The sequence below is a fragment of the Aeribacillus composti genome (assembly GCF_007827555.1).
GTDB classification, from domain to species: domain Bacteria; phylum Bacillota; class Bacilli; order Bacillales; family Aeribacillaceae; genus Aeribacillus; species Aeribacillus composti.
The window spans coordinates 1-23,256 of record NZ_VISS01000001.1; the positions used below are offsets into that span (position 1 = coordinate 1).

Consider the following 23,256-nt stretch of genomic DNA (forward strand, 5'->3'; position numbering starts at 1 on the left):
AAATACCTTATACAACCGTTGAAAGAATATTTTATTCCGTTGCTAAAGAAAAAGAGAAGGAGCATTTAGAAACTCTTGAAAGTGTTTTAGAAAACAATGAATTAATCCTTAACCTTGATGAGATCGCTGTCCGAAAGGGTCACCGATATGAAACAGTTCTTATGGATACCCAATCCGGGAGTGTGCTTGGTATGGAACATCAACGGAGTTATCATTCAACTCAGATCTTACTTGCCAAGAAGATTCTGTCTAATAAATGGGTTCATACCGTTGTTATGGATATGTGGGATCCCTTCCATAAAGCTGTTAAATCTATATTCCCAGAGGCCTGTATCGTCATTGATAAATATCATGTGGTGCAAAAGGTGACACATGCACTTGACCAAGTTAGAAAGAAAACTCCTGGACTAAAAAAGGGACGGTTTAAACTCTTGAAAGGTTCTGAAAAGTTAACGGCTAATGAAAAACAACAATTAGACGAGATGCTCAAAGAGCATTCAGAATTGTCATATGCCTATTTTCTAAAAGAACTATTTAGAAAAATATACCAAGTGAATGACTATGATACAGCTGATTCACTCTTAGAAGAATAGATTCAACTCGCATGGAGCAGCCCATTTCCTTCATTTCATCAAGTAGCCAAGACGATAGAAAATTGGAAGGCACAAATTTTACAATATTTTCTTACCCCTTTTACGAATGGCCGGATTGAAGGTACAAACCATAAGAGTAAGAACATCAAAAGACGTGCTTTTGGCTTCAGAAACCTTGAAAGATTTCGGCTACGTGTATTTTTGGAATGTACAGGTAAAACTTATAAAAATCAGGTTGCTTAACCATGCCCTTCATCAGCTTTCCGCATTGTAGTTGGTAGAATGGAATCCGTCAAGGAAAGCACTTGACCGCCTTCATCTACCAACTTAGTGGTCTGCAAGCTGACGAAGGAGCTACTCTAGATTGAGTATCAATCTTGCTAACTTATTTCCGGAATTGTGTGAACATCACAGAATATGGTGATGAGACAAAAAATTTTTAAAGCGAAAAATTCTGCAAGTACGCCCAAAAAAGGACAAACAGAATATTTGTAAACCAAAGATACAAAATACCCCAATTTATTTGGGTTTCTTTTAAAACTCTTTTTAATAAAAATCTAATTTTACAAAATGCTCATAGTAATAATAGACTAACAAATGAGGTGTCTACATGACAAAAAAACAAAGGCTGCTATCATTGATTTTGTAAACTTTGAAAAGCAAAAATATATAAAATCTTCCTCAACGTTTAAATCGTTCACTGGAATTTAGGCCATTCTTTTTGGTGGGACAACAGCCACGGAATATTCGCCTGCTATTCGTTTATTTAATTTTAAATATTTTTTAAAAAAGTTTTTCCAATTGTTTATTCCTTCAATCTGTATGATCATCTATGCTTTTCTTTCTCAAATAATATAGATAAGAAATCGGAACGATTCCACATATAAAAATTATTCCTGCAATTAAAACACCATTAATTGCAGTAAATCCTTCACTTAATGATGTGAGGATTCCTATTATAGTTGAAATAAGTGTTAATACAACAAGTGATATTAGGAATCCTTTTTTGGGTGACCTTTTTTGACTTTCATATTCCACACTAATGTTCATTGATAAGAAAGCTGATACGACCGTTGTAAGGATAAACACAAACCATAATGGATTTTCTCTCATTCCATCTATTCCTTTTGTTATTAGGTCATAGCCTAATATTCCGATGATTCCAAGTGTCTGTAAAATGTAGGCAATTCGTAAATTTTGCAGATTTTTCAATAATAATCGTTCGTCTTTTATTTTTTGCAATTTAATCACTCTCCCTTGTCTACCCAAAAAATTTCATCTAACGTTTTATTAACCGCATAACAAATTTCGAGGCACAATTTTAAAGTAGGATTGTATTTTCCTTTTTCGATTAAACTGATAGTTTGGCGAGTTACACCAACCTTTTTTGCCAGTTGTTGTTGGGTCAGATTTACTTGGATACGAGCAACTTTAAGATTGTTTTTCACAATTTCAAAACCCTCTCTGAATGTAATTTATATATTACATTTTATACAATATATATTACATAATTCAATATATATATTACATTTTGGATCACTAGCGTTGCATTAATTTAATTCGAAAATTCCGAATTGAAAAAAGTCCATAAAAAAATCCTTTATAATGGATGGTACAGGTGGTCCCTGTCCAAATCCAATATAAAGGATGAAGCCTATGGACAAGGATACACTATTTTCTTCATTTGGTAAATGGGTCACTCCTCTCAATTCTGTTAAATTTACACAAAGAATTGAAGAGATGAAACAAGATAAATATACGAAAAAATTAACCACAAAAGCGTATTTACTTTTGTTTTTGCATGCTCAACTTCAACAACGAGAAGGACTGCGCGCCATCGCCGATGATGCGTTACTGGATGATTTTCAGCGAGAATTAGGATTGACATCTATTAGTGCTTCACAACTTTCTCGAAAACATCGCCAAGTAAAACCCGAATTGCTCGCAGAAATCTTTCTGGATTTAGTGAATCAAATCCGCCAGATGTCCACGAATTCCTCCAGTCAGGTGAGTGGCTTAAAAATCGTGGATTCTACGACCATTTCACTGAATCTGAAAAAATATCAATGGGCTACGTTTCGCAAAACGAAGTCGGGAATTAAGGTTCATTTACGACTGGTGTTTGTCAATGAAGATACGGTTTATCCGGAAAAAATGGTCATGACCCCAGCAGGGAACAATGATCGAACACAAATGGAACAACTGATCGACGAAACAGATGCCATGTACGTGTTTGATCGTGGTTATGTAGACTACGAAAAGTTCGATTATTACTGTGATAAAGGCCTCTTTTTCGCCTCCCGTCTGAAAAAGAATGCCTATGTTCGATTTCTTGAATCGTTCTCTGTCCCATCCAATTCCTCTATTTTATCTGATTCGATGGTGGTCATTGGGACACCACAAAAACGAACGGAAAATGTCTTTCGATTAATCGAAACATTCGATTCGGACGGGAATCGAATTCGAATCATTACGAACCGATTCGACCTAGATCCAGAAGAACTTGGTGATATCTATCGTTCTCGATGGGCCATTGAACTATTTTTTAAGTGGATTAAGCAACGTTTAACACTCAAACATCTTTATGGAACGAGTCCAGAAGCTGTAGAAAATCAGGTTTACTTAGCTCTGATTTCTTACTGTTTACTCATTCTTATTCAACTTGAAATGAAATCGAAACATTCTCTCACCCAGATTTATCGTTGGCTTCGCGTTTTTCTTTGGAAACCAAGTACCGTGTGGGTGGAACGAATTCAACGGGAATGAGTTGAAAAAAGTCGGCGAAGCGCAGTAGCCATGTAACAATAAAACAAATACATTTATTACCAAATGGATAGTGATCACCTTTAGTTGGTTACTGCCTTGTTTTTCGTTTATTATAAAATATTTTATTCAGAAAATTCTGCATAAAATGTTTTTATTTTTTATGCAACGCTACTGATTTTGGATAAAAAATTTTACATTATTTATATTTTTGATTTGCCAAAGAGGAGAAAAAAGCAGGGTAATTTGATATGACAATTACCCTGCTTTTTAATGTACTTTCAAAAGTTATTTAATTTTGCACTTTAAAAGGGAATCCGTTAGTTAATAAGTGATCTCTCCATTCGTTCAATAATTCTTTACACAACCTATTAATTTTTTAAAGTACAAACTGAAATGAAATCCATTTTGTATAAACCAATTAATGATATTTCTGTTAAATATTTTGATATCATGTATAACAATTGTATCAAATTTGGTCTTTCTTAAATTGTTTAAGGTAATCCATTTCAGAGATGCCCTATCTATCTTACATTACAAAAAATTCTTGCCGGCACCATCTTCCTCAACTTTTTTTGTAGCTTTATTTCTTTCATTCACCAGAAACAGAAATAATATTGGCACGATGATGAAAGCTCCAATAGTACTCCACAATATATCTGTTCCGCTTATGACTTGTTCTTTCAGCAATCGATAGTAGGTATATGAAGAATAGGGCAACACTAGAATGATGGAAGTGATTACACCAGGAGTGTATTTTCTTAGGTAGAGTGCTTGCCCTAAATGTGTGAACACATGGGCAAAAAAGATAAACAGTAACATTAAAAAAATATAGTAAAAAGAGAAAATGACGGCTAAACATGTTGCTGTTGTAATGGTAAGGAAAATCCAAAATACATCGTTCGCAAATTGAACAGTTGTCATCTGAAAGCTGCTATAAAAATATTTTCGTATTGATTTAGGTAAAACCGCAAGAACTTGTTCTTTGTTCTGTTTGGTCCACTTCTCCACCGTAAGAATCTCTTCGAAATCATGAAACATAAACAAAATGGGAAATAACCAAAGCACGCTAATCAAATGAAGTTGAGAATCCATCCATTCTAATACCATTTCAATCACCGCTTTTCGAACGATTTTGAATTCCGCCCAAAAACATCTGTCCTACTTTACTTTTTCTCCTGTTAATAAATATCGATGTAATAGTAACAATGGACTCTGCTGCCACCCATGTGTCAATTTTTTCTTTTACAATTCCGAATCGCTTGTTATTGAACATATCAATCTTTTTCAAATCTGATCACTGTCTCCTTGTCTGATTTGTTTTTTTCCTAAAAAAGTAAACATTTTGATAAACATGTTGGTTACAAAACTTTGACATCCGATAGCGATAGTTCAACAGATTTTTCCAACATCCCTTAGTTTTATTAACTGTTGATCAAAATTTTGAAATATTTGTTGAAAGATATCTTCCTTACTCTTGAAATTAAAGTAAAATAAAGCTTGCGTTAAGCCTGTTTTTGCAACAAATTCGCTCCTTTTGATACTTTGAAAACCTTATTTCCGTAAAAAGCTCTTCTGGCATTTGAAATAACTTTCTCTTACTCACTTCGCCTTTTTTTACAGCCAACAAGAACCTCTTTTTTATAACTAACTAATTAGTTAGTTATAATTATAGGAAAAATTTGCTTTGTTGTAAATAGATTTTCAAAACAGGGAAGAATGGAAAGTACCGAAAGTAAAAAGCCTGAGGCGCTTAAAGCTAATGTCAATCTTTGCTTTCGCTGATAGAAAAAATTATTGCATTTATAATAAAAATTAATCAATAAGGTGAAAGCATAACGAGGCTGCCGCAATGGTCGTTAAACCGATGAGACAGCCGCTGTTTTTTGAATGGGGATTTATCCTTTGTTGCGTCTTTTTTCTCACACTGTAGACAGCACAAGCCAGATCCTATTCCGGGGATTATGTGTTAAAACGGGGATAGTATTAATTGGATAATAATAGGAACGAATAAAGCTAAATAGAAAACAGCGAAGAAGTTTGACATTATTTTGAAGAAAACAGGGAGGCGAAAAGCTAATTTCAGACATCATTTTGTTTTTATCTAACGGTTTTGTCCAAAAAGAAACGCTTAATAGATCAATGCGGTTAATATATGTTTAAAATATTTTTGACTCGCTTGATTTCTTTCTTATTTTCAAACAACTCTTCCACAAGAATTTTTTGACCGTTTGCTACATCAGTGAGCTGTTTGCCCATCTCCTCGATCTTTTGTTCAACTTGGTCGAGCCGCTCATTGATTTCGACCAATTGCTGCTTCGTTTGTTCAAACTGCTGATCGGTTTGTTCAAATCGTTGGTCAATTTGTTCAAACCGTCGATCAATCTGCTCAAACCGTTGATCAATTTGTTCAAACCGTCGATCAATTTGCTCAAACCGTTGGTCAATTTGTTCAAACCGGTTATTCGTTTCTTCTGAATGGTTTTTTAGCTGCTCAGCCAGTTCTTTAATCGCTTGCAAAATCATTTCATTTGTAATTTCAGCCATCGGTATGCTCCTTTCTTCATTATAAATATAACTATTATTATACCATATTGCGGTCATTTCGATATCAATCGCATCAACTTTCATGTATTCACATGGTAATTGGAGTATGATGTTTAAAAACACTTTAAGCAATGTTTCGCTTAAATGGAGAAAGTTCGACACTCTCTACATTCGCAAGAGCGGTTATAGATACTTTTTGTTGATCTATTAAGAATCTATCACATAATTCAGAATAATTTTCGCTGATTTTTCCATTCTCGGATGATTGTCTTTTGTTGCGTTTCATAATTTAACAACGATGTTTCGTTTACTGATCATTTAATACAATCAAATGATTATTTGTAATCTTTAACCATACTTTTTTTGCGCAAGTTCAGAAGATGTTGAGTAGAGATTTTTCTCATAACGTACTTTGCGTTTCTATCCTTTTTTGCTCTTACTAATCGGTAGAGATCAAACGATGTCCTCGATAACAGTTCGAATGTCTTTTCGTCTTCCTCAATAAAAATAGAAATTTTGGAAAAACCCTCTTTCGTTTTTGAAAGGCATCGCTTAAATAGATCCAACCTACTTTCTCATTTTTTCTTTCATTTCGAAGGAGCAATTGAGAGATTGAATTGATTTCTGAACTGTTTTCGATCCTCAATTTCCTTATATTATTAGAAAATATTCATTCCTCTTTCATATATCTCTTTTGAACAAAAAAATTCTTCTCTCGTAATCGTAAACGACAGCTTCTCTCATTGACACTATAGTTATATGCGGGGATTTTTTTCAGACGATACGGGGGTACCGGTTCTGACGTCCTTTTGATGAAAAATCGGGATTATTGAATTAAGATGAGAAGCTAAAAACTTTACACACTAATATTCTCCATAAAACTCCTCCCTATCATCAAGATTACGTAAAAACCCTTTTATCATCAGCTTTAACAATACGTCCTTTTTCACCAAAAGGGCTCCTCATGATCGACAAACGAATATAAAAATGGCAGCAATATCATACCCAAAACTGACAACAACAAAAATATCAACATAGTAAACTTGAATGGAAGCCCAAATACCTGTAATGCAAAAGATATGACCAATGGTACAAAAGTTGCTATACCCATTTTTTGTCTTGATTTCATTGTTGGATACATTTTTGTTCCACACTTAGGGCACTTTATTTCTTGGCTAAATTTGAACGAAGCACGAAATATGTTTCTCCAACTAAATGGATAGTTACATTTACAACATTTTGGCAATCCCATTGAAACTACCCCTTTTTACTTTATTTTACCATATGATATATATTTCTCTATGATTGATAACAACGATCTTTTAGAGAATAGCTTTTATTTTACACTGATGTAACCTGTTACAAATCCGTGGAGTGTATCATGTTTTCATGAGTGAAATGTTTGGATATTATGTGTGAAAATAAAGGCAGAAATTTCACTTATTGTCGGCATATAATAAATTATAAGTGTATGTATTATGATGAAAAAGAGGAATATTGCAAATAATCAAGAATGATCAATGCCGATCTTTAGGTGAAAAGAGTAATAATAGCATGAAAAAGATATTTTTTATGAGTCAAAAGGATTTGTTAAGACAGAAGACTTAACCAAAGAAGGATTAAGCAAATATTATCGAAAGTTCGAACATAATAATTAGGATCAAACGTGGATTTTACTGTTAAGCTGAATTTAAAAATAATGGGATCGATATGTTTCTCGTTTCAATGAATAAGTTCGGAACATAAAAAATATGATAAAGTAGAGTAAATATTTATGGATAAAATCAATTAACCTCCTTCTTTTTGGACGTTTTAAAGAAGGAGGTCTAAAAGCAATCGTACGATAGGCTTGTACAAAACAGATCTTATTTAGAAAAAATTTTTTCATCCTGTTGTTGTTAAGGCTGTTTTCGTAAGATTTGCTGCTTTGCGACTATCTAGGACAATCAAAAAGAAATAGTAAAACAACAATCTTTTAGGCAGAACCTAAACGATTTTTAGAAAGCGATTTTAATTTGTGTCATTTTGAATTTGAACACCTTAAAATGTTTCAGAAATGGCACGATCCATTTTCTCAGGAAGATCAAAATTATCCTCATGTTCTTTTTGAAAATGATGAGGTTCGATTAACAAGGAAACCAACACTCCTCCAACTAATGCCCAAAACGGTGAACTAATATTAAAAAAACTAATATCCGACATACCAATGATTAATGCGAAAAACGCTCCAACTTGAAATTTAGTTTCAGAAAAAGCACTTTGTAAAGAGTTCACCAGTACGCTAATCATTGCTAGACCAGCAATAGTACCAACGAGTACAGATGGTAGAGCCGTTACAAACGGTACGACGATGCCGGCAAGTAATCCAAATAAACTGAATAAAATACCGTTTACCACAACAGATGCATAACGTCCTTCCTTATTTTTCCCCGCTTCCTCTGAAGCACAAATGGCCGTCATAGGACCGGCAATATTTGCATTATGTCCTCCAAAGAAAGAAGTGACCATCCCACCAATTCCGCTTATTATTGTCATAACATTGACAGGCGGCTTGTATCCTTGAGCCATTAATACACCGGTTGCTTGAGCATTTTCTGCTCCGATAACTAAGAAAGCAAGCGGAATTGAAACAGATACTATTGCCTCAAGACTAAATGAAGGTATTAAAATTTGTGGAAGAATAAAACTACTTTGCTGATCTTGAATTTGAAATTCGTTCATGATTACTACTAAAAAAACAGAAACAATGAAAGATGTTAAAATTGGCGGTATGACTTTAATAAATCGTACTGATAGCAAGTATACGAGAACTGCTACCCCTGCGATCAACGGGGCTTTTTCAATAGATGTAATCATTCCGGTTCCAAACCGGATCATGGCCCCAACAATCATCCCCATTACGATCGGAACGGGTATCCAGTTCATTATCTTTCCGATTGTACGAGTAATTCCTAGTAGTAAGACAATGACACCAGCCACAAAATAAGCACCCGCTATTTCATTTAAAGAAAACTGTGATAATGCACCTGCAACAAGTACTGCACCTGGAATAGAGTAAGCTCCTGCAATCGGCTGGCGATATTTTAAAGCCAAATAAATCCCCAACAATCCACCAAAGAAATAAACAGCAAAGAGCCACGAGATCGTCTGCTCATGTGTTAAACCACCGTCTGCTGCTCCACCAATAATAATTAAAGCTGGACCAGTACATCCAAAAATAGCGGCAAGTGTACCAGCGCTCACTGTGTTAATATTTAAATGTTTCGTAAATCCTTTTCGTTCGGTATTCATCGTATACCCCCTTTTATTATGAATTTTCTGAAAATAACTATTTTTTATATGCTCCCTCAACTATAGTTGGGGAGCACGAATAATTCGTATTTCAATATTATTTTCCTGTGAAATTCGGCTTTCTTTTTTCGACGAATGCTTCGACACCTTCTTTGAAATCTTCTGTAGTGCGAAGCAATCCATAGGCTTTTCCTTCTATTTCAATTCCTGCACTAAGCGGTGTTTCATCGGCTGCATTGAGTACTTGTTTACATACTTTTAATGCAAGCGGAGAGAAGTTTACAAGCTCTTCAACGAGTGAATCGACAGCGCTTTCTAGTTCTTCCTTTGGAACAACCTTTGTAATAAGGCCCCATTGATACGCTTCCTCAGCAGGAATTCTTCTTGCACGCATAATCATGTCTTTTGCGCGAGTTAATCCTACTGCTTTAGCCACCCTTTGTGTTCCGCCGCTTCCCGGAATCATACCAAGATTCATCTCAGGCAGTGCTAATAATGTGTCGTCTGCTGCAATTCGAAAATCACATGCCATAGCAATTTCAAAACCGACTCCAAACGTATAGCCTTGAAGCTGAGCAATGACAGGCTTTGGAGAACGTTCTGGTGCTGCAACGTTTACAGCAAGATGTGATAATTCTTCTTGATGCACTTCCAAAAATTCAGGGATATTCCCTCCTGCACTAAATGCCTTATCTCCTTCACCTTTAATAATAATGACGCGAACATCATCGTCTTTATTTAACTCATCAAAAATTTCTGGAAATTGCGAGCGAGCTAGCATGCTAATATAATTCATTTTTTCTGGACGGTCGAAAACAATTGTTGCCGTCTTTTTTTCCGGATTTTTTTCAACTCGAATGTGATCATATTGTTTTACTGCTTCCATGTTTTGGTTCCCCTTTCTTTTTTGAAAAAATTAAACGATTTTTTCACTTTCATTTATATATAGTTCAAATTCTCCCGTTTTGAGTTTACGACGGAGAATTTTCCCAACAGCGCTTTTCGGTACTTCTTGAATAAATACATATTTTCTTGGACGTTTAAAGTTTGAAAGTTTTGTATTATTTTTACAATAATCGTCAAGTTCCTGTATGGTAAGTGACGGATCTTTTGGTACGACATAGGCAGAAACAACTTGGCCCCAGCGCTCATCTTCTTCACCAATTACAGCAACTTCATGCACTTTCGGATGCTTGGCTAAAACATCTTCTACTTCAAGAGGATGTATATTTTCTCCGCCGGAAATAATCATATCATCGACACGTCCGACGACATACAAATCTCCATCCTCATCTAATTTGCCAAGGTCTCCAGTAAAATACCATCCATCCCGAATGGCTTTTTTTGTAGCATCTGGTCTATTCCAGTAGCCTTTAAAGCTTTCTGGTGATTCAATATTGACAATGATTTCTCCCAGTTCTCCTTTTTCCACTACATCCTCTGGAGTTGCATTGCCATCAGGATCTGCCTTAACAATGCGGATACTCTGATGAAAGCCTGGCTTACCGGCACATCCTGGTTTTTCCTTCACATTATGGTTTATTGTAAATGTGTAAATTTCAGTGCTGCCAAAATGGTTCACAAACACTTCAGGCTTTAACATCTCAATACATTTTTCTGTTAAAGCTGTTGTCATGGAAGCGCCTGCATAACCAATTTTTTTCAACTTAGACAAATCGAAATGATGAAATTCAGCGTGATTTAATATATCGTGATATAACGTAGGTACTAAGTAAAGGCATGTAATTTCTTCACGTTCTATTAATTCCAACGCTTCCTTTGCATCAAAATCAGGCAGAATAACATATTTTCCATTTAAAAACATAATAGATAGAAGGGAGCGCATTCCCATTGTGTGATAAAGCGGCATTGTCCCTAATGTACTTTCCCCGTCTTGATATTGGTTTTGGATAATATGGGCTAGCGCTGCACTATATTCATTTTTGTGCGTTCGTGGAACTCCTTTCGGTTTTCCTGTTGTTCCGGACGTATAAAGCATAAGAGCGATATCGTTATCATCTATCGTTGGCTTTTCCAAGCTGCCAGGACTTCTTTCAACAAGTTCATCATAGTAGATATCAGCTCCTTCTACTTCGCCGAACCCAATAAGTATCGGTTTTTGATGAAGATTTGCTTTCAGCACGGATTCTTGGCTTACGCTCTCGTATACGACAGCAGCAGCCTCAGCATCATTTACACAATACTCAACTTCTTTCACCGAAAGCCGAAAATTAATTGGAGTGTAAATGGCTCCAATTTTTTGCAGCGCCCAATAAATCACCGTATTTTCAAGACGATTTTTTAAAAGGATCATAACGCGATCATGCTGTTTAATGCCGATTTTTTGAAGTGAAGCAGCGACTTTCTCCACTTCGTTATGATATTGCCTGTACGTATACCTTCTGTCTCCTTCTACAACAGCAAGTCGATTTGGATGACGCTCAACAGCAAATTCAAAAAGAGTTAAAAGGTTCATATCATCATCACCTTTCCACCCGAACATGATTACTATTTTCTTCAACTGTTTTTTGAATTGCTTCTATAATTCCAACATAACCCGTGCATCGGCATAAATGTCCTGATAGCATTTCTTTTATTTCTTGAACGGAAGGATTCGGGTTTTTTTGTAAATAGTCAGTTGCTGACATTAAGATTCCAGGTGTACAGAACCCGCACTGAAGGCCGTGACATTCAATGAAATTTTTTTGTAATGGAGTTAATTGACCGTCTTCTCCCAAACCTTCTACTGTTGTGATCTCCTGCCCATCCGCTTGAACCGCAAATATGAGGCAGCTTCTAACAGCTGAACCATTTAAATGGATCGTGCAAGCACCGCACACACCATGTTCACAGCCGACATGCGTGCCAGTGAGACCGCACGTTTCTCGTAAAAAATCACTTAACAGCAATCTCGACTCAACTTGTTCTTTATATTTTTTTCCGTTGATCGTCACTTCAATTTCATGAACGCTCATTGGCTTCACCCCTCGCTCGTTCGTAGGCTGATTTCACCGTACGCACTGCCAATTTTTTCGAAAGATGTCTTCTATATTCAGCAGTTGCGTGTATATCTGACTCTGGATCTACCATTTCATCCACTATATCCTCGACTTTTTGGAGAAGGGAGTCAGATAAAACCTCTCCATTCATCCATTCGTTTGCCCCTTCTATTAACAATGGCGTTGCTTCAACACCGCCTAATACAAGTCTTACATTTGTAATGCGATCTAAATGATCAATCGTTAATTGACAAGCAGAGGCAACGAGTGCAAAATCACCGTGACGACGAGAAATTTCATAAAATGAATATCCATTTCTTTCTTGTTCTATAGGAATGTGAATTTCCGTCAGCATCTCATTTGGCATTATGTCAGTTGTTAAATAAGTAATAAAGAAATCCTCGACGTTTACTTCTCGCACCTCTTCTTTAGAAGCAATATGAAGGGTCCCTCCGAGCGCCATCAATGAAAGAGGAATTTCAGCTGTTGGGTCAGCATGAACAAGACTTCCCCCAAATGTTCCCCGATTTCTCGTTTGAACGTGCCCAATAAAGGGAACCGCTTCACTTAGAAGCCCTAAATGCTTCTGAACTACATCTGATCTTTCAACTTCCGCCTGCCTCGTTAACGCACCAATTTTAACTTTGTCACTATCAAACTCAATAAATTGCAAATCATGAAGCTGATTAATGTCAATTAAACATTCTGGCGATGATAGTCTCATGTTCATTATTGGTACAAGACTTTGACCACCGGCAATGATTTTCCCGTCAAATCCTGCTTCTTCTAAAAGTGTTAAAGCTTCATCAACTGTTTTCGGGGAATAATAATCAAATTTTACGGGTTTCATATACTCCCCTCCTCGTTTAGTATTTTTAGAATCCTCTTTAGAGAGAGGCATTTTCCAGTTAGAATCTTTGATAACTTTTTCAGATAGTGTTGTTAACTGGCACTATCTGAAAAAGTTCCATTTTAGGGGTAGACTTTTCGTAATGCCCCTAGATAGTGGTATTAAGGATCATTGGGAGAAATCCATCAGCTATGACTACTTATAAAGTCTGTTTCTCCAGCTCTTGTTCGAACTTCTAACCCGCAATCTTGTTCCCTCTGGCCACCAATGCTGAATGTGACAGCTTCCAGCAGCATGGATTAGAGCAAGTTCTCGTGATTGATCAACAAGTGGGCTGGGGACATCCCGAATAGTCCTTTCCACAGATCCTTACATGAAAGGGGGTATTTTCAGGAAAAGGGCAAAAATCGCTTTAAGGATGCTAAATGTAGCAAACTCCATTCAAAAGGCAGCCAGATTTTCTTATCGGTGCAGAAGACTCAATCGACCTTTTCATTGCGTCCACTCACAGTATGATCTAGCAGCTCAAAGAATTGGATAAAGCCATTCAAAAAATTTGGAATTTCCAATTCCTTTGATTTTTGTGCTTGACTAGTATTTTCTCTATTTAAATAGATTGTTCGCTTTTCGCTAGTTCTTTATTAAACTTTTTAAAGAAGTCCTGAATGATTAATTTAGCTACACCATTTAGCATCCTTTGCCCAACCATTGCCACTTTTCCGCCAACTTCCGCTTCATACGTATAGTTCAATTCCGTCTTGTTATCGTCAATTGGAACAAGATCAACAACTCCTGCTGCTTCAACACTTCCTGGTCCGCCTTCCCCTTTTACAATGAGCTTATAATGGTTCGGTTTTTGAACATCAGCAATTTCAATGGTTGATTCATATTTTCCTTTCACAGCTGCAATTCCAATAGATACTTCCGCTTCATATTTGTTTTCATTGACAGGCTCTAATTTTTTACAGCCCATAATGCAATTTTTTAATGCCTCTGGGTCCAGCAGCACTTCCCATGCTTTTTCAATTCCTGCATTTAATGTTACGCTTCCTTTTCCGTTCATGATGAAACCTCCTGTTTTTTAGACTGATTCAAAATGTTCCATACTTTATTTGGTGTTACTGGTAATGAATCAATCGTCACACCATATGGCTTCAACGCATCATTTACTGCATTTGCAATGACAACAGGTGCACTCATTGTATTTCCTTCTCCAAGACCTTTAGCGCCTAATGGTGTAAGTGGTGACGAGGTCTCGATATGTTTGATCGTTACATTTGGTACTTCAGGCGCTGTTGGACATAAATAATCCATAAACGATCCAGTTAAAAACTGACCTTTTTCATCGTAGACAAGTTCTTCATACATGGCGCCGCCAAGCCCATGGACTAGGCCTCCCAATATTTGTCCATCGACAATAAGCGGATTTAATAGTTTTCCTGCATCGTGAACCGTGAAATAATCAAGAATGTGAATGTCACCCGTCTCTGGATCAATTTCAACTGTCACTAAATCTGCAACAAATCCATACGTAACCGATGAATTAATTAAATCCTGATCATCCGGCGGTTCAGCCTGGGCTGTATAATAGGCTGTTTCATAAATTCCAGGCTCCATCCCTTCTGGTAAAGAAAGCGGATTCCAATGGGCTGATCCAACAACCCTTTTTACAGAAATAGATTTAGATGGATCGGTTTTGGAAACAATATTGCCTTTTTCAATTGTTAAATCTTCTTCCTTAGCTTTTAAAAAATGTGCGGCAATTTTGATAAGCTTATTTTTTACCTTATGTGCTGCGTAGTACACTGCACTTGATCCGAGTGACGCAAACCGGCTGGAATAGCTTCCAGAAGCAATGGACCATGCACTTGTTGCTGTATCAAGTTCAGCTACAACATTAATTTTGTCATGCGGAATTCCGAGAATTTCCGATACGATTTGGCTAGCGACCGTTTCATGCCCTTGTCCGGATGGTGTTGTACTAATGCGCACATTCACATTTCCCATAGGATCCATCGAAATCGTCGCCGCTTCTGAACAACCAGATTTCGGCAATCCTGCTTTTCTTTCCTCTGGGGTTAAGGCGATCGTAATGTATCCCATATTCGAACCGGATGGTTCAACGATAACAGCAAGGCCAACACCAAGAAGCTTTCCCCTCTTGCGTGCTTCAGCTTGTTTTTTTCTGAATTCATCATATTTACCGATTTTTAATAACAGGTCAAATGCTTTTTCATAGTCGCCGCTGTCATACACTCCACCAGATGCCGTTCTGTATGGAAATTGTTCTTTTTTAATTAAATTCCGTCTGATCACTTCAGCTGGCTCTAATTTTAATTCATCTGAAATGATTTGCATGATCCGTTCAAGAGGGAAATACGTTTCTTGTCCCCCATATCCGCGTATAAGCCCCGTTGGCAATTTATTCGTCATAACGGCATACGCATCAATCATTAAGTTAGGAATATCATAGGCGCCGGTTGTGTTAGCATGGTTCCGGTACAGACATGCCGGCTCTGGTGCCCGAATATATGCACCAACGTTGTCAATCATTTTCATTTTTAATCCGAGTATTTTTCCGTCATTTTTTACTGCTGCTTCAATATATGTGACTCGATCCGTACAGCTTGAACTAGCTGCTAAATGCTCCTGCCTGTCCTCGATCCATTTCACTGGACAGCCTACGAGACGGCTTACAACGGAACAAAGAACGATATACGGGAATATTCCTGCCTTAATTCCATAGCTGCCGCCAATATCTTTTGGTATAATAATCCGCAACCGATTGCTTGGAATTTTTAATGCACCTGCCATAATCGAATGAAGTACAAACGGTCCATGAAAGTTTGCGTGAACTGTATAACTATCAGAGCTATGATCGTATTGGGCGACAATACCATATGTTTCAACTGGTGTTGCAGAATATTTCGGAAAATGAAAACGATGCTTGATGATTTTGTCAGCCTGCTCAAAAGCCTTCTCTACATCTCCATAATGAAAAGTTCGATGATTAGCGATATTTGAACCAACATTTTCATGTAAAATAGGTGCTCCTTTTTCGAGTGCACGTTCAATATCTACAATTGGTTCAAGATTTTCATATTTCACCTTAATTTTTTCTAACGCATCCTCCGCAATATATCGGTTTTTTGCCACGACAACTGCTACTGGCTCACCTACAAAACGAACTTTATCAATGGCAATTGGATAATAGTGTACTGGAGCACTGACGCCAACACTAAAAGGATTTAATAGAGGATGTACATCCTTACCTGTTACAACACCCTTTACTCCAGGAATTTCTAAGGCTTCCGAATAATCGATAGACACAATTTTGGCATGCGGATAAGGGCTCCTTAAAATGGCCACATGACCAGTATTCGGCGGGGTACCGATGTCATCAATATATTTTCCCTGACCAGTCAATAATCTAGCATCTTCAACACGCGTCACTCTTTTCCCAATCACTTTGCTCATTTAACTTACCTCCTTCCGAAGAAATCTCTCATAATTTTGTGGTGACTCACTAACTTGAGGATATTGCGATCGCAGCAAAACAAATATCATTACGAATTTTTGCCCTTTTGGCTCATCCCTTTAAAGAACTGGATGACCTTTTTAATTCGATATTTTGCTTGAACAATAAACAGGTTCCCATTTCTTTCATAGCATTGAATCACAGTACAATAACGCAACAATGGTGTCAGTCTTGTCAGATACATTTTTTAATCTTATTTTTAGCAACGTAATCAACCTTGATTGGCAATATCACCCAAAACCTATCGGTTTACTTATTTCACAGAAACTTCAGTTCCGAGTTAAGACAGCAACACTACCGCTTAACTGAGATTTTTTACTTACATCCACGGTATTTTGGTTAATACCTTTCCAATAGATGGTATTAATAGATTGTGTTTGACCATCCACTTTAAAAAAACTGCAGCTGACAACACAACAAAATATGTTTTTTCACCTTTATGACTGATGTATCTTTTTTAGGAATAAGCCATTGCCGCCAGCTCTGATAATTTCTTTCCTGTTCCTCCTCTGTACACCGTCATAATTTCAGCCAAAATACTAAAGGCAATTTCTTCCGGTGTTTTCGCTCCAATATCAAGACCAATAGGACTATGAATTTGCTGAATAGAAGGATGAGCCTTTAGAGTTTGGCTGCTTTCAATTAATTGGGCAGTTCTTTTTTTCGGACCTAAAAGGCCAATGTAAGCCGCATTTGAATGAATGATGGATTCTAATATTTCTTGATCGTGCAAAAAATTGTGTGTCATTATAATGACATATGTGTTTTCATTAAACGAAACGTCAGGAACAGACCCTTTAGGATAAACTTGGATAAAATCAGCATCAGGAAAATTATTTTCATTGCAATGAGTAGGACGATGGTCAAGAACAGTCACAATCCATTTCAAGCTTTTCGCCATTTTGACAAGCGGAATGGCATCAGGACCTGCGCCAAAAATCTTTAAGTGTGGTGGTGGACTTAATGATTCATAATATACGTACAATTCTTTTTCACCACCTAAATAAACCATTTCATTTTTTAAATTGTTTTTCCGATCTTGATAATCATGAGCAATTTCAGAAACGGTAATAAGTGAGTCGTCATTACTTTGCAAAGGGTCTAGGATCCACATTTTTCCTTGAAGATTTTCATCTTTCGCATTCACGATCGTGACAGCGTGTAATTGTTTTTGGAGGGATTGTGAAAAATATTGATCAATCACTTCTGTCCTTTCAGGCTGCTTTTTTGGCAGATATGGTTGTAAAAAAATGTTCATTTTTCCATTACAGCCGACACCAAGTCCCCAAACAATATCCTCTTCTCCGTAAAAATCATAGTGGAGAACTGCCGGTTTTCCCGTTTCGAGCACTTTTACAGCATGTTCCACAATATCTGCTTCGACGCAGCCTCCGCTTAAAAGACCTGTTAGCTTTCGATCTTCTGATACGAAGCATTTTGCCCCTGTCTTTTGGTAGGTAGATCCTTTTGTAGAAATAATGGTTCCAATAACACCTGATAACCCTTCCTTTTTGCAGCGTTCCAATTCCTTTTTAATCGTAATCACGACTTCACCTCCTATTCTTTAAAATGAAACTGCTCCCGATACTCTCTTGGCGTCTTCCCAACCAATTTTTTAAAAGCGGTTGCAAAATAGCTTGCATTTGAAAAACCGGTATTGTTAGCGATAATTTCAATCGGAAGACTCGAAACTCTAAGCAGCGTTTTAGCTTTTTGAACTCTAACAAACGATAAATATTCCACAAATGTCATACCAACTTCTTCTTTAAACAATCGGCTGAAATAAGATGGACTTAAATATACTTGATTTGCCACTTCTTTTAGAGTAAGAGCATAACCATAATTCATTTGAATAAACTGAATGGCACTTTCGATCGGATTTTTTAAGTCAGAGGAAAAATGACTTTTACCATTGATGGTTTGATTAATTTCTTTATTTAATCCTTGGGGCAAAATCCGCTCAAATGTATCAAGCAGTTCATTTTTGGAAAGCGGTTTCAACAAATAAGCTGAAAAACCTGAGTTGATCGCTTCCTGAACAAACTCGAACATTTTTAACTGAGTCACAACAATCACGGGCAAATCTGGATACAGTTGCAACGCTGATCTCCCTAATTTGATACCGTCTATATCTGGCAAGGAGATATCCACAATGAGTATAGTCGGTCGATTTTGCTTTAAAAGGATCATACCTCGTTGAGATGTACTTGCTTCATAAATGGAAAGAAAGCTGAATTTACTATCTTCAATAATTGACTTTAAATCCTTCCGAGCAGATTTATCATTATCAACAATTAATACATCAGCCAATTGCTCCCCTCCTTGTTTCTATATATTAGATAAAAATGTATTTTAATGGTTTAAAAATTTTGCGATTTCAATTTTAATTTTTTCTCTTTCGAATTTTCTAAAAAATAAAAAACAATCAGCATTTCATCACCAAACACCGATTGTTTATCCTCCTATATATGACATCTCAATTTTATTTTTGTTCAACATACCTTTGTTTTCTGTACGTTCAACAGAATATTGATCTTTACGATTTTGCCAAACACGTTCAATAGCCATTTTGATTTCTTCTGGACTTTTTCCTGAACGAATGAAATCCCGTAAATCAAATCCTTCGTGGGCATATAAACAAGTGTACAGCTTTCCGTCTGATGAAATACGCGCCCTCGTACAGCTTGAACAAAATGGTTCTGATACTGATGTAATAAATCCGATTTCTGAACCTGTGTCTTGATGACGATATCTCTTGGCTACCTCTCCAAAGTAGTTTTCATCAATTGGTTCAATGGAATAAACAGAACTAATCATCTTTACAATATCTTTTTTTATCAAGACATCTTTCATATTCCAGCCGTTTGTATTGCCTACATCCATAAATTCAATAAATCTTAATGGAATCCCCTTGTTTTTAAAATATTCCGTCATCGGCAAAATTTGGTGATCATTTACTCCTTTTTGTACAACCATATTTACTTTAACCGAAAAACCGATCGATACAGCATAATCAATATTTGCCAAGACCGTTTTTGCTGATACATCTCGGCCATTTAAACGGCGAAACGTATCGTCATCAATCGCATCAAGGCTGATGTTCAATCGGCGAAGACCTGCTTCATACAATTTTGAGCCATACTTTTTTAAATACACGCCGTTTGTTGTCAAACCAATATCATGAATTCCTTCAATTTTTGAAAGCATGGCAATTAGTTTATATACATCCTTTCGAAGAAGCGGTTCGCCTCCCGTCAGCTTAATTTTCTTCACACCAAGCTCAACAAAAATTTTCGTGAGCCGGGCAATTTCTTCAAACGTCAACAAGTGATCCTTCGGAAGGAATTGATAATCGTCTCCGAATATCTCTTTCGGCATACAATACGTGCACCGGAAATTGCATCGGTCGGTTACAGAAATACGCAAATCGCGCAAAGGGCGGTGCCTCTGATCCAAGACTTGGTCTTTTTTCATTTTTTATCACATTCCTTTATAAGGATTTTCAAAAATGATCGATATTATAAATGTTATCCTATCAAATTATTAAAACGATTTCAAAAATATTGCATAAATGGCAAAAGGACACTCCTGTTTTTCGTTTTTCTTTCCTATCATTTTGTATAACAAAGAGGACTCCTTACAGATTATTTAGATAAAACGAAAAAATAAATACTGTTACACTTTGTCGTCAATCAGAAACAAAAACCACCCGGTAATCCGGTTGGTCGTTTCGTATAATTTATAAAAAGCACTTCCTTTTATCAATTTAGATTCTAAGACCAGAAAGAGCTTATCAATGATTAAAAAACTACAGCAAGTAAAAAAACTTGCATATTGAGGCTTGACATATTTTTATAACAACATTACAATAGATATTGTCAAAAAAACGCATTAGAAATTCATCTGTTTTGTTAATATGATTCCGTAGCTCAGCAGGGAGAGCGCCACCTTGACAGGGTGGAGGTCGCTGGTTCGAGCCCAGTCGGAATCATCATTAAAAACCTTAGTATGACGTGGTTCTTGTGAAATACAAGAATCGCGTTTTCTTTTTCTCTTCTTTTTTACTGACTTTTTAACGGCGAAACATTAAAATATCAGGTTTATTCAACAGACTATTTAACTTGTAATTTTTTTTAAATGTAAATTTTGTTTACGCCTTTTATATCGTTCAAATTTTCCATTTTCTCGCGGCCATATTGTATTTTTTAATAATTTTAGTTATATTCACCTTTTTTGACTGTGCAATATGTTTTTACGCTAAATAAAGTTAGGTACAGCGAGCTAATTGGCGACAACAATAATTAGCAACACAAAGTTTTATTTAATCTTCTTATCAATTGTTTTTAACAAATTACGTTTCTCCTTGTTTTAAAATATGCAAACTAGTTTTTTTACTTAAACTTTTTGATTCCTCCATTCACCAACAGTTGCGTTTGAAAAATTAAATTTTGGGATGACCAGATTTCAACAAAATTAAAAATGTACAGACCTTTGTCTGTTTAGGCCGATCCAAGCCTTTTGGGTCGGCTTCTTTTTTCGGCATGAAAAAATCGGATGAGACTTTAGTTCAATTAGACTAGAAAATTTAATTTTCTGTAAAAAAAAATAAAATTTTCTAAATTAAATCTTGTAAATTTTTCCTACCACGCTGTATAATCAATTTGATCTATTCAGTACTCGGAGGGATTTTGATGAAATTACGTAAACTATTGTTTTCGATAGTGTTTGCATTTTCTTTTTTGCTGATCCCGTTTCACGAAACAACAAGCGCTCAGGCAAAAAATATGTATGTTCATTTTATTAATGTCGGACAAGGAGACGCAATTTACATAAAAGCTCCGAATGGAGAAGATATTCTCATTGATGGCGGAAATAACAGTTATGGAGATGACGTTGTTAATTATTTGAAAAAGCAAAAAGTGGATGATATCGAAATAATGATTGCAACTCATCCGGACGCAGATCATATTGGCGGTCTGGACACTGTGCTATCTGCTTTTCGAGTAGAGCAAGTGTATGCGCCAAAAGTCAGCCATACGACGGAAAGCTACAAAGACTTTTTAAATGCTGTTAAGCGTGAAGGCAAAAAAATAAAGACCGCTCAAGCAAATGTTGCTTTGCCGATCAAAGGAGTTACCGCAAAATTCGTTGGGCCTGTCAAAGCATATCCAAAAAGCGACTTAAATAACTGGAGTGCTGTTTTAAAGCTTACTTACGGTAAAAAATCATTTCTTTTCACTGGCGATGCGGAACTTAAAGCAGAATCGGATATGATTAAAGCTAAACAAAATTTGCGAGCTGACGTCCTAAAAGTAGGACACCATGGTGCCAAAACATCTACAAGCACAGCGCTGTTAAACTCAGTAAAACCGACATATGCCGTCATTTCCGTCGGCAAGAACTCATACGGCCATCCTACTCAAGATGTGATCAATCGGCTGAAAACATACAAAATAAACACTTTTAGAACGGATAAACAAGGCCATATTGTGGCAACAACGAACGGCTCCAATCTTTCCTTTAATGTAAAAGCGGCATCGTCCGGTGCAGCAAGCAAACCAACTAGCTACAAATTAACAGCAAGTGTCGATAACAAAACTCCAAAGCAAAACTCAACAATAATACTGAATGTAAAAGGGCTGCCAAACGGAACAAAATATAAAGCTGTTTTTAAATACAAAAGCAAAAACACCACTTATACCGGTACTATTGGCAAGCCATTGTCGGTAAAAATCGGCCGTGCTGCAAAAGGTTATACTGTTAAAATCGATGTATCAGCCACTTATAAAAACAAAACTTATAAAGCACAAACATCTTTCACTCCTAGATAAGGTGGGACATTATGAAATTTATTATTGATCGATTTGAAAATGACATCGCAGTCTGCGAAGATGAAAACGGCAAAATAATCGAAATTTTAAAAAGCCAGTTGCCTAAAAATGCAGAAACGGGAGATGTAATTATTCAGAAAAATAACCGTTATTATGTCGATAAACAAGAAACAAGCAAACGAAGACAAGAAATTGAAGAGTTAATGGACGAATTGTTTGAAGATTAATCGTTTTTTCAATTAAGATTCCAAGCAAATATGATTGAAGTGGAAGTGTCAAATGATGCTTCCACTTCATTATTTTTTGCCGTTTTAGAATCGTGCCTATAGAGCTGATCATTCATTTTTTCCTCTATGCTTGGCTTTTTATAGATTTAAATTTTCGTTTTCTATCGGATTTCATTTTGCCGTCTAGGTTGAAATGCCGCTCCATTTCCCATCTATTCGTGACATAAAGCGGTTTTTCTTAAACAACATTTTAATTTTGCAGCACAAAAATAAATCGGACTCACAATGTTCGTACCGAAAAGGGACGATCTTACTGGATTGATAGAAAGTTTGTATACTCAACAATTGGAAAAAATCATGCTATAAAACAATCGTTATGAACCAACAAAACTCGCATTACAAATCATGCAGTCTAAAACGGAAAAATAAGTTTTCTGCAGGCTCTTTTTTTATTTATGATATAAAACTTTCCCGCTATCAACCGCTTACACACGAGCAGCCGATCCCCAAAAGATTTTTTAGAAGCTTGCTGTATTTTCAATTTTGTTTGCACCTTTTTCATTTTTACAAGCAATTCAGCCTGTCAAAAAACCAGTTTTATTTTTCACATAACAAAA

General features: G+C 36.3%; 19 protein-coding genes, 1 tRNA gene and 2 pseudogenes. 5 read left to right on the forward strand and 17 right to left on the reverse strand.

From position 1 onward, the window contains the following. Positions 1-161: 161 nt before the first annotated feature. Positions 162-836: pseudogene (locus FB379_RS18635) on the forward strand (ISL3 family transposase). Positions 837-1,406: 570 nt separating this feature from the next. On the opposite strand, the gene FB379_RS00015 reads toward FB379_RS18635, so the two are convergent. After that, positions 1,407-1,835 (reverse strand): hypothetical protein, encoded by a 429-nt coding sequence (locus FB379_RS00015; RefSeq protein ID WP_066248228.1) that lies wholly within the window; start codon positions 1,833-1,835, stop codon positions 1,407-1,409. 5 nt (positions 1,836-1,840) lie between these two features. After that, complete coding sequence (locus FB379_RS00020; protein ID WP_066248232.1) at positions 1,841-2,041, reverse strand: helix-turn-helix transcriptional regulator; 201 nt, start codon at positions 2,039-2,041, stop codon at positions 1,841-1,843. Between the two features lie 208 nt (positions 2,042-2,249). Here FB379_RS00020 and FB379_RS00025 point away from each other — a divergent pair, with 208 nt between their 5' ends. Then, entirely contained in the window at positions 2,250-3,359 is a 1,110-nt protein-coding gene (locus FB379_RS00025) for an IS4 family transposase (RefSeq protein WP_144596560.1), read from the forward strand. Positions 3,360-3,890: 531 nt separating this feature from the next. Here FB379_RS00025 and FB379_RS00030 read toward each other — a convergent pair. The 15 genes from FB379_RS00030 to moaA all read right to left on the reverse strand — a co-directional run bounded on the left by FB379_RS00030 (position 3,891) and on the right by moaA (position 20,055). After that, the gene (locus tag FB379_RS00030) at positions 3,891-4,466 is read right to left on the reverse strand and encodes an HXXEE domain-containing protein (protein ID WP_199757318.1); all 576 of its coding nucleotides are present in this window, start codon (positions 4,464-4,466) and stop codon (positions 3,891-3,893) included. Position 4,467: 1 nt separating this feature from the next. Beyond that, positions 4,468-4,647: a hypothetical protein gene (locus FB379_RS18640; protein ID WP_242009255.1), complete on the reverse strand. Its 180-nt coding sequence runs from the start codon at positions 4,645-4,647 to the stop codon at positions 4,468-4,470. 192 nt (positions 4,648-4,839) lie between these two features. Then, positions 4,840-4,983: a hypothetical protein gene (locus FB379_RS18645; RefSeq protein WP_242009256.1), complete on the reverse strand. Its 144-nt coding sequence runs from the start codon at positions 4,981-4,983 to the stop codon at positions 4,840-4,842. Positions 4,984-5,504: 521 nt separating this feature from the next. Next, positions 5,505-5,903: a hypothetical protein gene (locus FB379_RS18650; protein ID WP_144596563.1), complete on the reverse strand. Its 399-nt coding sequence runs from the start codon at positions 5,901-5,903 to the stop codon at positions 5,505-5,507. Between the two features lie 946 nt (positions 5,904-6,849). Further along, positions 6,850-7,155: a TIGR04104 family putative zinc finger protein gene (locus FB379_RS19150; protein WP_144596565.1), complete on the reverse strand. Its 306-nt coding sequence runs from the start codon at positions 7,153-7,155 to the stop codon at positions 6,850-6,852. Positions 7,156-7,943: 788 nt separating this feature from the next. Then, on the reverse strand, positions 7,944-9,194 hold the full coding sequence (locus FB379_RS00055) for a benzoate/H(+) symporter BenE family transporter (protein WP_144596567.1): 1,251 nt from the start codon (positions 9,192-9,194) through the stop codon (positions 7,944-7,946). 97 nt (positions 9,195-9,291) lie between these two features. Beyond that, a complete protein-coding gene (locus FB379_RS00060; protein ID WP_066248247.1) occupies positions 9,292-10,080 on the reverse strand; it encodes an enoyl-CoA hydratase/isomerase family protein in 789 nt (262 codons plus the stop codon). 30 nt (positions 10,081-10,110) lie between these two features. Then, positions 10,111-11,670 carry a class I adenylate-forming enzyme family protein gene (locus FB379_RS00065; RefSeq protein WP_144596569.1) on the reverse strand — a complete coding sequence of 520 codons (1,560 nt, stop codon included), beginning with the start codon at positions 11,668-11,670 and terminating at the stop codon, positions 10,111-10,113. A gap of 7 nt (positions 11,671-11,677) precedes the next feature. After that, positions 11,678-12,169: a (2Fe-2S)-binding protein gene (locus FB379_RS00070; protein WP_144596571.1), complete on the reverse strand. Its 492-nt coding sequence runs from the start codon at positions 12,167-12,169 to the stop codon at positions 11,678-11,680. Continuing rightward, on the reverse strand, positions 12,156-13,043 hold the full coding sequence (locus tag FB379_RS00075) for an FAD binding domain-containing protein (protein ID WP_144596574.1): 888 nt from the start codon (positions 13,041-13,043) through the stop codon (positions 12,156-12,158). The genes FB379_RS00070 and FB379_RS00075 overlap by 14 nt, the downstream gene beginning before the upstream one ends. Before the next feature lie 607 nt (positions 13,044-13,650). Then, positions 13,651-14,106 (reverse strand): SRPBCC family protein, encoded by a 456-nt coding sequence (locus FB379_RS00080; protein WP_144596576.1) that lies wholly within the window; start codon positions 14,104-14,106, stop codon positions 13,651-13,653. Continuing rightward, positions 14,103-16,520: a xanthine dehydrogenase family protein molybdopterin-binding subunit gene (locus FB379_RS00085; RefSeq protein WP_144596578.1), complete on the reverse strand. Its 2,418-nt coding sequence runs from the start codon at positions 16,518-16,520 to the stop codon at positions 14,103-14,105. The genes FB379_RS00080 and FB379_RS00085 overlap by 4 nt, the downstream gene beginning before the upstream one ends. A gap of 518 nt (positions 16,521-17,038) precedes the next feature. Continuing rightward, positions 17,039-18,127, reverse strand: coding sequence for an XdhC family protein (locus tag FB379_RS00090; RefSeq protein ID WP_144596580.1), 1,089 nt, complete (start codon positions 18,125-18,127; stop codon positions 17,039-17,041). An 11-nt stretch (positions 18,128-18,138) separates the two neighbouring features. Next, positions 18,139-18,891: a response regulator transcription factor gene (locus FB379_RS00095; RefSeq protein WP_063387533.1), complete on the reverse strand. Its 753-nt coding sequence runs from the start codon at positions 18,889-18,891 to the stop codon at positions 18,139-18,141. Between the two features lie 144 nt (positions 18,892-19,035). Then, the gene (moaA, locus tag FB379_RS00100; protein WP_144596582.1) at positions 19,036-20,055 is read right to left on the reverse strand and encodes a GTP 3',8-cyclase MoaA; all 1,020 of its coding nucleotides are present in this window, start codon (positions 20,053-20,055) and stop codon (positions 19,036-19,038) included. A gap of 444 nt (positions 20,056-20,499) precedes the next feature. Between moaA and FB379_RS00105 the strand changes: the two genes are divergently transcribed. From FB379_RS00105 to FB379_RS00115, 3 genes and pseudogenes are all read left to right on the forward strand, one after another. Continuing rightward, positions 20,500-20,572: transfer RNA gene (locus FB379_RS00105), tRNA-Val, on the forward strand. Positions 20,573-21,272: 700 nt separating this feature from the next. Then, positions 21,273-22,100: pseudogene (locus tag FB379_RS00110) on the forward strand (ComEC/Rec2 family competence protein); the annotation flags it as partial. A 323-nt stretch (positions 22,101-22,423) separates the two neighbouring features. Beyond that, positions 22,424-22,639, forward strand: coding sequence for a DUF3006 domain-containing protein (locus FB379_RS00115; RefSeq protein WP_094245372.1), 216 nt, complete (start codon positions 22,424-22,426; stop codon positions 22,637-22,639). Positions 22,640-23,256: the final 617 nt, after the last annotated feature.

Excerpts from the sequence above, each read along its gene's own strand:
- FB379_RS00025 (WP_144596560.1), top strand. The coding sequence starts at position 2,250 with ATGGACAAGGATACACTATTTTCTTCATTTGGTAAATGGGTCACTCCT.
- FB379_RS00030 (WP_199757318.1), bottom strand. The coding sequence starts at position 4,466 with ATGGTATTAGAATGGATGGATTCTCAACTTCATTTGATTAGCGTGCTT.
- FB379_RS18650 (WP_144596563.1), bottom strand. The coding sequence starts at position 5,903 with ATGGCTGAAATTACAAATGAAATGATTTTGCAAGCGATTAAAGAACTG.
- FB379_RS19150 (WP_144596565.1), bottom strand. The coding sequence starts at position 7,155 with ATGGGATTGCCAAAATGTTGTAAATGTAACTATCCATTTAGTTGGAGA.
- FB379_RS00055 (WP_144596567.1), bottom strand. The coding sequence starts at position 9,194 with ATGAATACCGAACGAAAAGGATTTACGAAACATTTAAATATTAACACA.
- FB379_RS00060 (WP_066248247.1), bottom strand. The coding sequence starts at position 10,080 with ATGGAAGCAGTAAAACAATATGATCACATTCGAGTTGAAAAAAATCCG.
- FB379_RS00065 (WP_144596569.1), bottom strand. The coding sequence starts at position 11,670 with ATGAACCTTTTAACTCTTTTTGAATTTGCTGTTGAGCGTCATCCAAAT.
- FB379_RS00070 (WP_144596571.1), bottom strand. The coding sequence starts at position 12,169 with ATGAGCGTTCATGAAATTGAAGTGACGATCAACGGAAAAAAATATAAA.
- FB379_RS00075 (WP_144596574.1), bottom strand. The coding sequence starts at position 13,043 with ATGAAACCCGTAAAATTTGATTATTATTCCCCGAAAACAGTTGATGAA.
- FB379_RS00080 (WP_144596576.1), bottom strand. The coding sequence starts at position 14,106 with ATGAACGGAAAAGGAAGCGTAACATTAAATGCAGGAATTGAAAAAGCA.
- FB379_RS00085 (WP_144596578.1), bottom strand. The coding sequence starts at position 16,520 with ATGAGCAAAGTGATTGGGAAAAGAGTGACGCGTGTTGAAGATGCTAGA.
- moaA (WP_144596582.1), bottom strand. The coding sequence starts at position 20,055 with ATGAAAAAAGACCAAGTCTTGGATCAGAGGCACCGCCCTTTGCGCGAT.
- FB379_RS00115 (WP_094245372.1), top strand. The coding sequence starts at position 22,424 with ATGAAATTTATTATTGATCGATTTGAAAATGACATCGCAGTCTGCGAA.